9 protein-coding genes are annotated in these 15777 nt (G+C 64.9%); all 9 read right to left on the minus strand.

The window, feature by feature from the left end; translation table 11 throughout:
* Positions 1–666 precede the first annotated feature (666 nt).
* Positions 667–1776 (minus strand): cytochrome b N-terminal domain-containing protein, encoded by a 1110-nt coding sequence (locus ASPU41_RS16425; protein WP_083266574.1) that lies wholly within the window; start codon positions 1774–1776, stop codon positions 667–669.
* Positions 1777–1783: 7 nt separating this feature from the next.
* On the minus strand, positions 1784–2242 hold the full coding sequence (locus ASPU41_RS16430; protein ID WP_069951816.1) for a hypothetical protein: 459 nt from the start codon (positions 2240–2242) through the stop codon (positions 1784–1786).
* Positions 2243–2495: 253 nt separating this feature from the next.
* The gene (locus ASPU41_RS16435; RefSeq protein WP_069952766.1) at positions 2496–3179 is read right to left on the minus strand and encodes a methyltransferase family protein; all 684 of its coding nucleotides are present in this window, start codon (positions 3177–3179) and stop codon (positions 2496–2498) included.
* Positions 3169–3411, minus strand: a complete 243-nt coding sequence (locus tag ASPU41_RS22210; RefSeq protein WP_083266704.1) for a DUF2933 domain-containing protein — start codon at positions 3409–3411, stop codon at positions 3169–3171. Before ASPU41_RS22210 ends, ASPU41_RS16435 begins: the two co-directional genes overlap by 11 nt.
* A 59-nt stretch (positions 3412–3470) precedes the next feature.
* Complete coding sequence (locus ASPU41_RS16440) at positions 3471–4535, minus strand: type II glyceraldehyde-3-phosphate dehydrogenase (RefSeq protein ID WP_069951817.1); 1065 nt, start codon at positions 4533–4535, stop codon at positions 3471–3473.
* Entirely contained in the window at positions 4528–7791 is a 3264-nt protein-coding gene (locus tag ASPU41_RS16445; RefSeq protein ID WP_069951818.1) for a beta-phosphoglucomutase family hydrolase, read from the minus strand. The genes ASPU41_RS16440 and ASPU41_RS16445 overlap by 8 nt, the downstream gene beginning before the upstream one ends.
* A gap of 1 nt (position 7792) precedes the next feature.
* The gene (locus tag ASPU41_RS16450) at positions 7793–10225 is read right to left on the minus strand and encodes a phosphoketolase family protein (RefSeq protein ID WP_069951819.1); all 2433 of its coding nucleotides are present in this window, start codon (positions 10223–10225) and stop codon (positions 7793–7795) included.
* Positions 10226–10279: 54 nt separating this feature from the next.
* Positions 10280–12748 carry a heavy metal translocating P-type ATPase gene (locus tag ASPU41_RS16455; RefSeq protein ID WP_069951820.1) on the minus strand — a complete coding sequence of 823 codons (2469 nt, stop codon included), beginning with the start codon at positions 12746–12748 and terminating at the stop codon, positions 10280–10282.
* A gap of 781 nt (positions 12749–13529) precedes the next feature.
* Positions 13530–15677 (minus strand): glycogen debranching protein GlgX, encoded by a 2148-nt coding sequence (gene glgX, locus ASPU41_RS16460; RefSeq protein WP_069951821.1) that lies wholly within the window; start codon positions 15675–15677, stop codon positions 13530–13532.
* Positions 15678–15777: the final 100 nt, after the last annotated feature.

The following is a 15777-nucleotide window of genomic DNA, read 5'->3' on the forward strand; positions in this document are numbered from 1 at the left end:
CCGTGCCGTGAGCGAGCGCGCCCTATGCTGACCAGCATATTGGCATCGCGGGCATCGCTGAAGGCTATGCCTTCCTGGTCCGGAGCCGCGATGACTGAGCCGGCGGCCTCCAAGACCGTTTTCCGGTAGTCGGGTGGCCTGCAACCCGGATACGTCAGGCGCTGTTGAACCATCAGAAATCCTCCCTTAGGGGCCTGCCCCGACTGAGGGGAGGCCGGCGGAGCCGAAATTCCAGCTTCCAGCCGCCGGGTACGGTGGACAACTTGTGCACGCACGTGCAGACCGGGCGCCTCTGGCCAGGGGATCCGGGCAGTCGGATCGGCCGGGCAATTGCAGGGCACGCCGTCGTTCACGGGCTGAGCGTCCGGCAGCAATACACTGCCGGCCTTCATAACCTGTCCTGAACGGCACCGGCAGAAGGCCTCTGGGGCCGCTGGTCCGGCGCCCTGCGTGCCCGGTCCTGGAAGTTGAGAATACGCACAGTCAGGCTCAGCGAAACGGCCAGGACGGTTCCGCTGGCGGCGGTCCATAAGCCTGTGACGGGTGCAGGGGCCGCGGCGAGGGTGCCCGTCAGCGAACCTCCGGCCAGCACGGCAGCCGTGACGAGAATCCAAAACGACCGTCGTGCCCGCCGCTCCGGCGAATATGGGGGTGCCGTTCGCATACTCACGCCCCCAGATGCTCTTTGACCGGAATGAAGAAAATCAGAACTGTGAGCGCCAGGATGCCCAGCACCAGCACAAGGCCAAGAGCGATCGAGACGGGGCGCCGTCGCCACAGCCGGTTCCGGCTTCGGTCCGCAAAGGGAACCGCGGCCAGGAGAATGAAAAACGCGACCTCGGCAAAAAGGATGGCGGGCAGACCAAACCAGTCTTCCAGTGTGTAGAGCCACCAGAAATTCCATGGGGGCCGGGTCACCTCGATGCCGGCGACCGGGGTCGAACCTACCGGGGGTGGAAGGAACACCGCCAGGATCCCAAGCGCACCTGCCAGCATCAGGCCGAACGCGCCGATTCGGCGCAGGTGATGGGTGAAGGGTTCGGTTGGTTCCGCAGCCGAAGCCTGTTCCCCGGAGGCATCGGCCGGCAGCGACGGGTGGGGAGAGATTCTGTGGCGTTTTACCAGGAGCCCGTGCAGAGTCACGAGGACCAGAATGGTTCCTGGAAGGATCACCACATGCGCGCCGTAAACTCGCACGAGGATCGAAACTTGATCCGCGAACTCGGCAGAAAACCAGAACCCGGCCCCGCCGAGCAGATCCCCGACCTCCACATTGTGCCCCAGCGCCTCAAAGCCCTCCTGATCCCACTTCAGGACTGTTCCCGTGAACAGGGCGAGGGTGATTAGAGCGAACAGTGCCACTCCGATGAGCCAGTTGCCTTCGCGCGGGCGTTTGAATGAGCCGGTAACGAATACCCTGATCAGGTGCAGTGCCGCGGTGACATACATGGCTTGGGATGCCCAGAAGTGCACGCCCCGCAGAACGCTTCCGCCCCAGACGTCGGTGACAATGCCGCGGACCGACTGGTTAGCCGTTTCCGGGGTGGGGCTGTAGAACTGGACCAGCAGAGCGCCGCTCACCACCAGGATTCCGAAGGCTACGGCCGTGACACCTCCCAGGCTCCAGGCCAGGGAGTTTGCGTGTTCCGGGACGGCGTACCCCAAGGCGCCGATGCCCAGCCGCTCATCGATCACATCCAGTAGGTGCCGGGCGCGACCGCGGCGCGGCGCCTGTGCCGGGGTTTGGCCGCCGATGGTCGTCGATTCATCATTCATCTCAGATTCACCGCTCCTTCCGGCCCGACCGCTCATGTTGCGGGGGCAGATTCTGGCGTCTGTGCTTCCAGGCCAGCAGCAATCTCAACTCCCGGACATTCTGGTGTGGACGGAACACGTATGCCAGGAACAATCCCGTGAGCACCGCCAGCATGGATACTGTCAAAAACCCCCAGTCCGCTCCCGTCAGCCCCCCACGGGGCGGGAGCGGGTCAAGGACGACTGTTGTCCCGGTCTCATCGCCGGTCGCGGGCTTCAACGTGCTCAGGGCCACCGCAACGGACTCCTGCAGCAAGGCACGTCCCTGGGCTGAATTTCCGGCCCGGATGGCAGCCTTGGCCTGCTGGAGTTCAACCACGGATACGCCCTCCTGGTCCGGCGCGGCGAGGGCCGCGTCGATTTTCTCCAGGGCCGGACCAACATTGCCCGGATCGTGGACGAGGTGCCCCAGCGCCTGTTGAACCAACAGATACGCCTCTGTCGAAGGATCTCCCTCGTGGGCGGAAGCCGGTGGGGCTGATATGACTCCGCCGACGAGGAAGAAACAGGCCAGAAGGACAGCCGCGCATGTTCTTCCGGCACAGAGCGGCACTGACCCGGAATGTCTGGTGTCGTGTCGGCCGGATCTTCCGGATCCAGATTTTGTTCGCATGGATGGCTCCTAACATGGATGGCTCCTGCATGGTGGGCCTGGCCGGCGCCGCCCGGCAGAAGCACGACTACTGAGGTTCTTGAGGGCCGGGGCCGTGAACGCGCCGTACACCGTTGTTTTTTCCGAACCGGGGGATGAAGCCTGGAACGTTGCGGGCATAGGCGAGGTACTCCTCTCCGAATTCGGCCGCCATGTTCTTCTCTTCGTATCTGGCAAGGCGGTGGTAGACGACAACCAGGATCGGGAACATGATCAGGGTCAGGAGGGTGGGCCACTGCAGCAGGAACCCGAACATGATCGTCAAGAACCCCAGGTACTGCGGGTGACGGAGCCGGGCGTAGATACCAGTGACCGCCAACCGGTGCTCCGTCTGTGCCGCATACAGGACGCGCCATGCCTGATACAGCAGGATGAAGCCGGCAGCTATGAGCACGTTGCTCAGCAGGTGCAGGGGGTTCAGATGCGGATCTCCTTGCCAGCCCATCAGGTCCTGCCACAGATGCCCTGAATTATGGGTCAGAAGACTCAGATTCGGGAACTGGCTGCCCATCCAGCCGGAGAGGAAGTAGATGGTCAGCGGAAAACCGTACATCTCCGTGAACAACGCGACGATGAACGCGGCGAACCCCCCGAAGGCCCGCCAGTCGAGTTTCGTTTTCGGTTTGACGAAGCTGAAGGCGAAAACAATGAATATGGCAGAGTTCAGAATCACCAGGAACCACAGGTTGTACCCGGAGTCATCACTTGTCATGATTTCCACCCCCGCCGCCGTGGCCTCCGTGACCGCCATGGCCTCCGTGACCGAAAAGGTGCATTCCCAGCATCCCCACCACGAAGATGTAGGGCAGCGCATCGAGCACATGAACCCAATGGCTGGTCAGGAGGTAGATCACGGCGACCGCGACGGTGAGGACGGTCAGTGTGCGGCGCAGAGTGGCTCCCCCGGAGCCGGGACCGAAGTTCAGGGGAGATCGCTTATCCATGGGTTGGCCCCCGGGGACGGGAGTCCCGGTCGGCTGGTCGGGGTGCTGGTGGTCGTGGTTCACGGCCGGCCTCCCGGCAGGACGGGACGATGCTCGGCGAGGAAGTCCTGCCTCATGCCCAGCGTGGAGTCGGTCATCGTCATCGATGTCACTGCGTCCGGGGCGGATCCTGTCAGGGCGCGGATGGCGTCGATGGTTTCGGGTATGACGATGGCCTCGTTGTAGACCTGGTAGGTCAGGTAGGCCTCGTCTCCTTCGACGGTGACCAGTTCCTCCCAGACTGCGACTTCCCACATGTCCCCGCGGGGCCGGCCGAGGTCCTTCATCAGTTCGATGGTCGAGTTCAGTGCGACGAGCCCGTCAGCCATCCGGATGAACGCTATCCGCGGTGCGGCCCGCAGTGCTGCGAGGACTTCTTCCCGCGTCGAGGGCCTGGTGAGCTGGAGCGTCCAGTAATGGTTGTGGGTCTGGGTGTGCGCGCCCTTGGCCGCAATGGTGACAACGTCGAGACCGGGCAGGACGGTCCGGGCGTCCGGGCCCTGGTGGGAGGGTATTTTTGGTTCCGGGACCATCGTGTTCATGATCCCTCCGAGGTGGGATTCCCAGGGGTCGGTGGCGCGGCGGATGAGGACTCCGCGGGCCTTGGCCAGCAGGCCCGCGTCCTGCAGGGCACCAAGTACCCGGACGATGCTGGTCGTGTTGCAGGAGACGACACGGGTCATGTCCCGGCCGAGCGCGCTGTCATAGTTGGCCTGCGCCACGAATGAATGCCCTGTGGTGTCATGGGATTCACCGCCCTGCAGGACGACTTTTACACCGGCGTCCCGGTAGCGGGGCAGATTGCCGGCCGCCACATGTTTGGGTGTCGCATCCACGACGACGTCCGCCTGGGCCAGCAGGTCGTCCAGGTCTCCGGAGATGGTCAGGCCTGCCTGGCCCATCGCGTCCCGCGCTTCGGAGGTGGATGCGAACAGCGGAAAACGTCCCGCAGCAGGGCGGATCCGCCAGTCGGTGATGATATCGGCGACGCCGATCAGTTCCATGTCCGGCTGCAACAGGACTGCGTCGGCTACCCGCTTGCCGATGACTCCGTATCCGTTGACGGCCACTCTGGTCTTACTCATTGGTTTGCCTTTCCACATGCGGTTGCGTTGTGTCGTCGTTGGCGGTTCTCAGCCCCGCTGGTTTTGCGGTCTTCGGTACCAGGGGGAAGTCCATGCTTTCCCCGCCGGCGAGCTGTGCATAGATTCCTTCGACACCTATCCGCACAGCGGGTGCACTGCAGGGCTGTAGCCGGATCCGGAGGGTTTCAACGCTTAGGGACACCTCGATGCGGTGGCCCCGGTACCGGATCTGGAACCCGGTGCTTCCGAGCCGGGCCGGGAGCCGGGGAGAAAAGGTCAGCGCGTCGGCCTCTGTCTGCAGGCCGGCGAAAGCCCGGAGGACGACATCGACCGTCCCGGACATGGCGCCCAGATGGATACCTTCCCGGGTCGTTCCGCCCTGGGTATCGTCCAAGTCGGAGACCAAGGCCTCACGGAAGACCTGCCAGGCCCGGGATTCGTCAATCCGGGCGAGTACCGAGGCATGCACCACCCGGCTGAGCGTCGATCCGTTGGCGGTCCTGGCCAGGTAGTACTCCACGGTGCGCTCCAGGTCGGGCTCCGCGAACGGATAGCCGAGCCGGTGCAGCTGCCTGATCACCCCGGCGGGCCCCAGCAGGTAGATCAGCATCAGGACGTCCGCCTGCTTAGCGAGTTTGTACCGGTTGGTGGCATCGTTTTCGGCTTCGAGGATCAAATCGAGCCGCCCGATATTGCCGTACGTGGCCCGGTAGGCCGGCCAGTCCAGTTCTGCCAGGTCTTCGTACCCATCGAACTGGCTGAGGACCCCGTCGGCATGGAACGGCACGGCGAGTCTGCGGCTGATCCGGGACCAGTGGCTGATTTCCTCCCCGGTGATCTGCAGCCGGTCACCGAGGTCATCGCCGGGATGGCCCGCGAGTTCATCCAGCACGTCGGCGGCGCGGTCGCACAGCCAGGAGAGGAGCACGTTGGTGTAGGCGTTATCGCGCAAGCCGGCCCCGGGCGTATCCGGGTACCCGTCGTGGTATTCGTCGGGCCCCATCACCCCTGAAACGTGGAACCTGTCCTTTACCGGATCATAGGTGGCCAGCGAGGCGAATGTCCGGGTCACTTCGATGATCAGTTCCCCGCCGCGGGCCGTCAGCCAGTCCCGGTCCCCCGTGGCCTGGAAGTGCTGCCAGGCGTTGTAGGCGACGGCGAGACCGACGTGCCGCTGGCGGCTGGAGTTGTCCGGCATCCACCGGGCGGACCGGGCGTTGTAGAGCTGGCGGGGCGTCTCCTCCCGTCCGTCGCTGCCACTCTGCCACGGGAACAGCGCACCCTGGAGGCCCTGCGCCCGTGCGGCGGCCCGCGCAGCATCAAGCCTGCGCCAGCGGTACTCCAGCAGGGCCCGGCTGACCTCGGGGAGGCGGAGCCCGATCACGGGAAAGACGAACAGTTCGTCCCAAAAGACGTGACCGCGGTACCCTTCCCCGTGCAGGCCCCGCGCCGGTACGCCGGCATCCAGGGCAGCGGTATGCACGGAAATGGTCTGCAGCAGGTGGAAGACGTGCAGGTTCAGTACCAGCCGGGACTGCCGGTCCCCGTCGAGGCTGATCCCGAACCACTCCCACAGGCGCCGCCAGGCAGCTTCGTGGTCCCTGAGCAGCGCGGCGAAACCCGTGCCAAGACGGGAAAGCCCGGCCAGGGCTGCGGCCTCGGGGGATGAGATGGCGCCGTCGCGGGAGGTGACCAGCGACGCGGTCCTGGCCATGGTGGACGGCTGTCCGTCGGCCAGCCGGAGGTCGAACTGCCGGAAGTGCCGTCCACCGTCGCTCCCGGCGTCCCGGGGCGTTGGTGCCGGGCCGCCGTCGAACACCGTCCGGACAGCCAGGGCGATGCGGATCCGGCTCTGGCTGGTCTGGACCGCGCAGAGGACGGTGCCGCTGTCCACTTCGGTGAATACAGGGTCGGTCAGGTGCCGCTGCCCGGTGCCGGCATAGTCGCGGACGTTGGTGTTGGCCACCCTGGCATCGATGCCCGCACGGATGCTCACGGCGCAGCTGAAGCCGCGGGCCGTCAGGGTCGTCTCGAGCGCGGCCAGGTGGGGATTGTGCATGGAGACCAGCCGCCGCTGCACGACGGTGAGCTGTTCCCCGTCCGGGCCCGCGAGGGTTGCGCGGCGGGTCAGCAGGCCCCGGCGCAGATCGAGCTCGCTTCGCTCCTCGGCGACCTGAATGTCTCCGGTTGACCACCATGGCCCGGCGCCGATGCGCACGTCCACCGGCAGCCAGTTAGGGATATTGACCAGATGCTCTTCTTCCAGGTCGCGGCCGTGAATGGTGCCCGTCGTCCGGTTGTAGACACCGGCCAGATAGGTCCCGGGATAATGCACGCCGTCGTCACTGTGCTCCGGCTGGGTGCCGCGTGTTGCCATGTATCCGTTGCCCAGGGCGGTCAGGACCTCCCGGTGGCCTTCGTGGGCAGGGTCGAACCCGTCATACACGAGCGTCCACGGATCGGTGCGTGAGGCCCCCAGGTCCAGCTCGGCGACGTCGCCGAGGACGATGTCGGCGCCGGCCGCCTCCAGCTGTTCCCGGTGCCCGGCGCGGTCAATGCCGACGACCAGTCCGAAGCCGCCGCGGCGGCCTGCCTGGACACCGGCGGCGGCGTCCTCGATCACCGCGGCATGCCGGGGTGCCACGCCGAGCCGGCGCGCTGCCTCGAGGAACATGGCCGGGTCGGGTTTACCCGGCAGGTTCTGTTCGGCGGCGGTCTGCCCGTCGATGATGACGTCGAATCCGGTATCGAGGCCGGCAGCCTTCAGCAGGGCGCGGGCGTTGCGGCTGGCCGTGACCAGGCCCATGGGGATTCCCGCTGTGCGTAGGCGGGCCAGCAGCGCCGTGGTCCCGGGGTAGGCCCGGATGCCGTCGCGGGTCACGGCTTGCAGGAACAGGGCGTTCTTGCGGGCGCCGAGTCCGTGGACGGACCAGGCCTCCGGCCCGTCGTCCGGGCTGCCGGCGGGAAGCCGGGCGCCGCGGGAGGCCAGGAAGGCGGTGACTCCGTCCTCCCGCTGCCGGCCGTCAACGTACCGCCGGTAGTCCGCGTCCTCGTCGAAGGGGTCCGCGACGCCGGCATTGAGCCTGGGGTCGGCCAGGACAGCGTCGAATAGCTTCTTCCAGGCCGCCGCATGCACGGAGGCGGTCTGTGTGACGACTCCATCCATGTCGAACAGCACCGCCTGATACGGCAGTGCTGCCGCGCCGTGCCGGGAATCACTGGATGGGTGGCTGCCGCCCGCATGGACCTGCGCCATGCTAAGCCGGCTCCTCCACAGCTTCATCGGCCGGGACATTGGCAGGACCCGGTGCGGACGCCCACTCCCAGTTCCGGATCTCCGGCATGTCCTCACCGTGGGCCCGGATGTACTGCCGGTGCTCGATGAGCTTGTTCTTGAGCTCCTCGCGGACATGCGCCGAAACGTCCTTCAATTTCGGCACCCGGTCGATGACGTCGATGGCAAGGTTGAACCGGTCGAGCTGGTTGAGCACGCACATATCGAACGGGGTCGTGGTGGTGCCTTCCTCCTTGTAGCCGCGGACATGGATGTTGCCGTGGTTCGTCCGCCGGTACGTGAGCCGGTGGATCAACCACGGGTAGCCGTGGTAGGCGAAGATCACCGGTTTGTCAGTGGTGAACAGGGCATCGAAGTCCCGCCCGGACAGGCCATGGGGATGTTCCGTGTCATCCTGCAGGCGCATAAGGTCAACAACGTTGACCACCCGGATCTTCAGATCCGGGAACCGCCCGCGGAGGATGTCGACGGCGGCCAGGGTCTCCATTGTGGGCACATCGCCGGCGCAGCCCATGACCACGTCGGGTTCCCCGACCGCATCCGAACTGGCCCAGTCCCAGATCCCGATGCCTTTGGTGCAGTGCACGATCGCCTGCTGCATGTCCAGGTACTGCAGTTGCGGCTGCTTTCCGGCGACAATGACGTTGACGTACTGGCGGCTGCGCAGGCAGTGGTCGGCCACGGACAGGAGAGTGTTGGCGTCCGGCGGCAGGTAGACGCGGATGACGTCGGTCTTCTTGTTGATCACATGGTCGATGAACCCGGGGTCCTGGTGCGAGAACCCGTTGTTGTCCTGCCGCCACACATGGGAGGTCAGCAGGTAGTTCAGGGAAGCGACCGGGCGGCGCCACGGAATGTCGTTGGTCGTTGTCAGCCACTTGGCGTGCTGGTTGAACATCGAGTCGACGATGTGGATGAACGCCTCGTAGCAGGAAAAGAATCCGTGCCGGCCCGAGAGCAGGTAGCCTTCCAGCCAGCCCTGGCAGGTGTGTTCGGAGAGGATTTCCATGACCCGACCGTCGCGGGCGAGATGGTCATCCTCTGGAACGGTCCGGGCATTCCAGGCCCGGTCGGTCGCGTCGAAGATGTCCCCCAGCCGGTTGGAGTTGTTTTCGTCCGGGGCGAAGACCCGGAAATTGTCCATGTTCGCAGCCATGATGTCCCGCAGGAAGGTGCCCAGGACCCGGGTGGATTCCACGGCCCCGGTGCCGGGATGGGCCACGGGGACGGCATAGTCGGCGAAGTCGGGCATGCGCAGGTCGCGCAGCAACAGCCCCCCGTTCGCGTGCGGGTTCGCGCTCATGCGCCGCTCCCCGACCGGATGCAACCCGCCGACCGCCGCCACCGGAGCCCCCGCGTCGTCGAAGAGTTCCTCGGGGCGGTAGCTGCGCAACCACTGCTCCAGCACGGCGCGGTGGCTGTCGTTTTCGCGGGCCTGGGTGAAGGGCACCTGGTGTGAACGCCAGCTTCCCTCCACCTTCAACCCGTCCACTTCGACCGGTCCCGTCCAACCCTTGGGAGAGCGCAGGACGATCATGGGCCAGCGCGGCCGTTCCGTCCGGCCGTCCTCACGCGCGCCGCGCTTGATCTCACGGATCTCGTCCAGGCAGGCATCCAGGGTCCGGGCGAAGTCCTGGTGCATCTGTTCCGGGTCGGAGCCGTCCACGTAATACGGTGTGTGACCGTACCCGCGCAACAGCGAGTCCAGTTCCTCATGGCTGATCCGGTCCAGGACCGTGGGGTTGGCGATTTTGTAGCCGTTCAGGTGCAGGATCGGCAGGACGGTGCCGTCCCGGTCCGGGTTCACGAATTTGTTGGAGTGCCAGCTCGCGGCCAGCGGGCCCGTCTCTGCTTCCCCGTCACCGATCACGGCCGCCACGATGAGGTCCGGGTTATCGAACGCTGCCCCGTAGGCGTGCGAGAGCGCGTAGCCGAGCTCCCCGCCCTCGTGGATGGATCCCGGTGTCTCCGGGGCCACATGGCTGGGGATGCCGCCGGGAAAAGAGAACTGGCGGAACAGCCGCCTCATCCCGGCGAGGTCCAGGGAAATATCCGGGTATGTTTCGCTGTAGGTGCCGTCCAGCCAGGCTGCCGCCACCGGGCCCGGTCCGCCGTGGCCGGGGCCCATGATGTAGATCATGTCCAGGTCCCGTTCCATGATGGCCCGGTTCAGGTGGGCGTAGATGAAATTCAGGCCCGGGGTGGTGCCCCAGTGCCCCAGCAGCCGCGGCTTGATGTGCTCGGGGCGCAGCGGTTCGCGCAGCAGAGGGTTATCCATCAGGTAGATCTGGCCGACGGAGAGGTAGTTCGCGGCCCGCCACCAGGCATGGATGCGGTCCAGCTGTTCGGGTCTGAGAACGGGTATCGGGGTTTGCGGCTGTTGATGGTCTGTCATGGCATATCCTGTCTGTCTGAGCGAGTACTTGGGTCGGTGCCGAAGGGGCTGCGTTTAGCGGACGCCGCTTGGCTCCGGGGCAGGTTCGGTCTTGATCGTGCTGCCGGTGGCCTCGCCGGGCTCCGGCAGGCGCAGGCGCTTGAGGAGCAGGGCGTTGACGGCGACAATGACGCTGGAGCCGGACATGGAGATCGCGGCTATTTCCGGGCTGAGCATGAGGCCAAACGCTGGGTAGAAGACGCCCGCGGCGATCGGCAGGGCGATGACGTTGTAGCCGATGGCCCAGCCCAGGTTCTGGCGCATCTTGCGCAACGTACCCTTGCCGATCCGGAGGGCGATGGGAACGTCCAGCGGATCTGAGCGCATCAGGACAACGTCGGCAGTTTCGATGGCCACGTCGGTGCCGGCTCCGATGGCGATGCCGAGATCGGCCTGCGCCAGTGCGGGGGCGTCGTTGACGCCGTCACCGACCATGGCGACCCGCTTGCCGGCTTTCTGCAGTTCGGCCACCTTCGCGGATTTGTCCTCGGGAAGCACCTCGGCCATGACGGTGTCGATGCCGAGCTGGGCAGCAATCCGCTTCGCGGTGGCCTCGTTGTCTCCCGTGAGCATGACGACCTCCACGCCGCTTTCATGCAGGGCGGCCACTGCGGAGGCAGCGGTCTCGCGGGCGGCGTCGGCCAGTGCGATGACACCAGCGGCCCTGCCGTCCACGGCCACCAGAACTGCCGTGCGGCCGGTCGAGGCGAGGGCCTCGCGCTGTTCGGCTACCGGCCCGATGTCAATGCCCTCGGCCACCATCAGCTTGCGGTTGCCGACGAAGACCTTCCGCCCGTTTACCGAGGCGCCAGCACCGTGGCCAGGGACGTTACGGAACGCTTCGGCATCAGCCGATGGAACGCCGCGGGCAACGGCGTAGTTGACGACGGCGGCGGCGAGAGGGTGCTCAGATTCGCGTTCGACGGCGGCCACGAGAGCCAAAAGTTCGTCCTCGTCGAATCCGTAGGCGATGAAGTCGGTGACTTCGGGTTCACCCTTGGTCAGGGTTCCGGTCTTGTCCATCACAACGGTGTCGATGTGTGCTGCGGTTTCCAGTGCTGTGGCGTTCTTGAACAGGACGCCGCGCTTGGCGCCAAGGCCGGTGCCGACCATGATCGCCGTCGGGGTTGCCAGGCCCAGAGCATCGGGGCAGGTGATGACCACGACCGTGATGGCAAAGAGGATCGCCTGCGGAACGGTTGCTCCGGCCAGCCACCAGGCGAGGAAGGTGGCGGATCCGCCGATCAGGGCAACCAGGACCAGCCAGAATGCGGCGCGGTCGGCAAGGTGTTGGCCGGGGGCTTTGGAGTTCTGGGCTTCCTGCACGAGTGCGACGATCTGCGCCAGGGCGGTGTCTGCGCCGACCTTGGTGGCGCGGACACGTAATGTTCCGGTCGTGTTGACCGTGGCGCCGATCACCTCCGAGCCCGGTGACTTGGCCACGGGCAGGCTTTCACCGGTGACCATGGACTCATCAATGTCGGAGTCGCCGTCTTCGACGGTGCCGTCCGTGGGAATTTTTGCCCCGGGGCGCACCAGCATCAAGTCACCGGGCAGGACCTCCGAGGTCGGCACCTCGACGGGCTCACCGTTTTTGATCACCAGGGCCTTGGACGGCGCCAGCTCCAGCAGTGTGCGGATGGCGTCGTTTGCGCCGCCCCTTGCACGCATTTCGACCCAATGCCCCAGCAACACGAAGGTGGCCAGGACGGTGGCTGCTTCGTAGAAGACCTCCCCACCGCCGGTCAGGGTAACAATGAGGCTGTAGAGCCAGCCCGCCCCCACGCCGACCGCGACCAGGACCATCATATCCAGTGTTCTGGCCTTCAGCGCACGGTAGGCGCCGTCAAAGAAAATCCAGGCCGAGTAGAAAATCACGGGCAGGGACACGATCAAGGCAAAGACATCGTCCCGTAATCCGAACGGGGCCGGGACGGTGAACCCGAGGACTTCGCGTCCGATCGGCGACCACAAGGTGATCGGCACGGAAAGGAGGAGCGCGATCAGGAAACGGTTCCGCATGTCCCGGATCATCGCCTCCATCGACATGCTGTGGCCCCCGTGGCCCATGACATCCTCGGCATCCCGGGGCGCATGCCGGGGCTGACCGGCAGGCACTTCGTGGCCTGCGTGCGCTTCCGGGACGAGGGCGGTGTCGCCTTCATGGGCAGAGGGGCGGTGCTCGGCTGTACCGTGCCCGGCAGCTGCCGACGGGGCGGAGCCGGTTTCGTGCATCGGATCACAGATATGCTCCGGCACTGACTGGCCGGAACAGTGGTAGCCGCAGTCCTGCACCCAGCTCCGGAGGTCGGCGATGGAGGTCTTGTCCGGGTCGAACGTGACGTTCGCGGTCTGCGAGACCGGATTCGCTTCCACGCTGAGCACTCCCGGCCGGCGGGAGAGCGTGGTTTCGGCGACGGTCTTGGACGAGGCCCAGTGGACACCTGCCACCTCCATGACCACGGTTTGTGTCTTACTACTCATGACAGAAATTCCTCTCGGGGCTCGTTAGTTAAAGATGTGTGTGCGCCCGCCGCTCTCGTGGCTCACATGCGGACCGCTGCAGCGACAGTGGCCGTGCTTGGAAATGAGGTTCGCCCCGCCACGACGGTCCAGGGCGTCACCTTGGTACAAACCCGCGCCTGGACGCAGCGGCGGGCCGTCGATGCCCCCGATCAGACTGCGGCGGAGGGCAGACTTCTCCTATACGCGGCTGATGGAAAGCCGGATGAGCGATACAGGGTGGAGGGGTGCCCCGGGAACCTCGGGCAGCGCCCCGGCTGGCTGTGCTGCTGCAGCGGCGGCCGGGGTGCTGCCGGGGGCTATTGGGTCTGATGCGACATGAACGGCTGAAGACAGCACATCAAGGCACGCTACAGACAAACCCAGGTTCATGGGGCAGTGGTCAGGAGGGGACGGGACGGGTTGTTGCCCCTGGTCCTGATCCGCAGCCACAACGGTGTCACCGGAAAAGACAAGCCGGAAGCCCACGGATTCGGAGTCTTCCGTGTAGGACGCCGTGATGGAGTGCGAAGTACCACCCGGTCCGTTTCCTTGAGCAGACGTCATCGGCAGGTCCAGAAATCCCGTTACGGCGAGGAGAAACGAAAGGACCGCGGTGATTGTAGTCAGGTTGGAAAAATCATGGTGCCATCGCATGGAATGACGCACTTTCCCCGCCCCCGAGTTCATCGCGAACAACGCTAGGTTTCGCCCTCTGCAGCGATCATACCGGGCCGGGCGCAGGGGAACCTCAAACTCTTTGTCACAAACGACCCTGCTCACCGTCGTGAGCTTTGGCATGCACTACCTTTCCCGGTTCCCGGAGGACAAGGAGAGTGTGTGAAGGAACCTCGAGGGCACCACCGGCCATCAAGCCCGTTCCCGTCACCTTTAGGGAGGTGTCGAGAACCAGCTCCCAATGGAGTGCGTAGCGGGCCGGCGGCAAGGTGAATTTCCGGGACTCGGCACTGGCATTGAAATAGAGGATGAAATCTGAGTCTGTCATCTGGCTGCCGGTGCGATCGGAGCAGCGGATGCCGCTGCCGTTCAGGTACATCCCGAGCGCCAGTGACCTCCCGTCGGTCCAGTCCAAAGGTTCCATCGGCGTGCCATCGGGCTTCAGCCAGACAATGTCGGGCACCTGGCCTCCGTCGGGTTGTCTGACCGGTCGCCCGCTGAAGAACCGGCGGCGGTGAAACGTGGGATGAGCGGCCCGCAGCCGGCTGACCGCCACAGCAAAGTCCAGAAGGTCTTTGTCCGCATCTTCCCAGTGGATCCAGCTCAGTTCCGAATCCTGAGCATAAGCATTGTTGTTGCCCTGCTGGGTCCGCCCCATTTCATCGCCATGGAGGATCATGGGTATCCCCTGGGACAGCAGCAGCGTTGCGATGAGGCTGCGCTGCCGCCTGGACCGGAGCCGAAGGATGGCCGGGTCGTCAGTGCCGCCTTCGGGTCCGCCGTTCCAGGACCTGTTGTTGTTCTCGCCGTCCGCGTTGCTCTCGCCATTGGCCTCGTTGTGTTTGCGGTTGTACGCCACGAGGTCAGCCAGCGTGAAGCCGTCGTGGGCTGTGATGAAATTGATCGAGGCCATGGGCCGCCGGCCGGAATGCTCGTACAGATCAGATGACCCGGTGAGTCGGGACGCCAATTCCCCGAGCGTGGAAGGTTCGCCGCGCCAGAAGTCCCGGAGCGTGTCTCTGTATCTGCCATTCCATTCGCTCCAGTTGGGCGGGAAATTTCCCACCTGGTATCCGCCGGGTCCCAGATCCCAGGGCTCGGCAATGAGCTTGACCCGAGAGACGATGGGATCCTGCTGGACCAGATCAAAGAAACCCGAGAGCCTGTCCACCTCGTAGAATTGGCGCGCCAGGGCAGCTGCAAGATCAAATCGGAAGCCGTCAACGTGCATTTCCGTCACCCAGTACCGCAGGGAATCCATGATGAGCTGCAGAACATGCGGGGTACGGACATTCAACGAATTTCCGGTGCCCGTGAAGTCCATATAGAACTCCGGCCGGGAGTCGTCGAGCCGATAGTATGACGCATTATCGATGCCTCGGAAGGAGATGGTGGGACCGAGATGGTTCCCCTCTCCGCTGTGGTTGTAAACGACGTCGAGGATGACTTCAATCCCGGCTTTGTGGAGGGTCCGGACCATTGTCTTGAATTCCGTGACGGCACCCGCGGCGTCAGGTGCCGATGCGTACGCGTTGTGCGGGGCAAAGAAGCCGATGGTGCTGTATCCCCAATAATTGGACAGCCCCCGCTCCCGGAGCTGGCTGTCGTGTATGAACTGCTGGACAGGCATCAGCTCGATGGCCGTGACCCCGAGATTTTGCAGGTGGGCCACGATTGATGGGTGGCCCAAGCCCGCGTATGTTCCACGCAGCAGTTCAGGGATTTCGGGGTGCAGCCTGGTCAGCCCTTTGACATGGGCCTCGTAAATCACGGTGTCATGGTACGGCGTATTGGGCCGCCGGTCGTCCTCCCAGTCGAACGCCGGGTCGATGACCACTGCGGTCATCATTCCGGGGAGGGAATCCGACTCATCGCGCCGCTGCGGGTCCTCCAGGCTGTAGGAAAGAAGAGCCTGGCCCCATTCAATGGTTCCTTCCATAGTCTTGGCATAAGGATCGAGCAGGAATTTGTCCGGGTTAAAGCGGAGCCCAGCGGCGGGCTCATAGGGGCCGTCTACGCGGTATCCGTATCGCTGACCGGGCCCTATCCCCGGCAGGTAGCCGTGCCAGATGTAACCATCAACTTCGGCCAGTGGGACACGGATCTCGGCGCCGGAGGCATCCACAAAGCATAATGTCACCGCCGTCGCTGATTCGGTAAACAGGGCGAAATTGGTGCCGCTTCCGTCAAAAGTTGCCCCCAGTGGATAGGGGGCTCCCGGCCAGACCTGCATCTTTCGTCTCCCGCTTTTAAGGACCCACGGACATGCGAACGCGCCGCACCGGACGACGGCCCGGCGGACGGGTATCGGCCTCGCCTGCACCGGGACGAAT

This window comes from Arthrobacter sp. U41, from assembly GCF_001750145.1.
In the GTDB taxonomy this organism is placed as follows: domain Bacteria; phylum Actinomycetota; class Actinomycetes; order Actinomycetales; family Micrococcaceae; genus Arthrobacter.

Excerpts from the sequence above, each read along its gene's own strand:
- ASPU41_RS22210 (WP_083266704.1), bottom strand. The coding sequence starts at position 3,411 with ATGGATAAGCGATCTCCCCTGAACTTCGGTCCCGGCTCCGGGGGAGCC.
- ASPU41_RS16425 (WP_083266574.1), bottom strand. The coding sequence starts at position 1,776 with ATGAATGATGAATCGACGACCATCGGCGGCCAAACCCCGGCACAGGCG.
- ASPU41_RS16450 (WP_069951819.1), bottom strand. The coding sequence starts at position 10,225 with ATGACAGACCATCAACAGCCGCAAACCCCGATACCCGTTCTCAGACCC.
- glgX (WP_069951821.1), bottom strand. The coding sequence starts at position 15,677 with ATGCAGGTCTGGCCGGGAGCCCCCTATCCACTGGGGGCAACTTTTGAC.
- ASPU41_RS16445 (WP_069951818.1), bottom strand. The coding sequence starts at position 7,791 with ATGGCGCAGGTCCATGCGGGCGGCAGCCACCCATCCAGTGATTCCCGG.
- ASPU41_RS16435 (WP_069952766.1), bottom strand. The coding sequence starts at position 3,179 with ATGACAAGTGATGACTCCGGGTACAACCTGTGGTTCCTGGTGATTCTG.
- ASPU41_RS16455 (WP_069951820.1), bottom strand. The coding sequence starts at position 12,748 with ATGAGTAGTAAGACACAAACCGTGGTCATGGAGGTGGCAGGTGTCCAC.
- ASPU41_RS16440 (WP_069951817.1), bottom strand. The coding sequence starts at position 4,535 with ATGAGTAAGACCAGAGTGGCCGTCAACGGATACGGAGTCATCGGCAAG.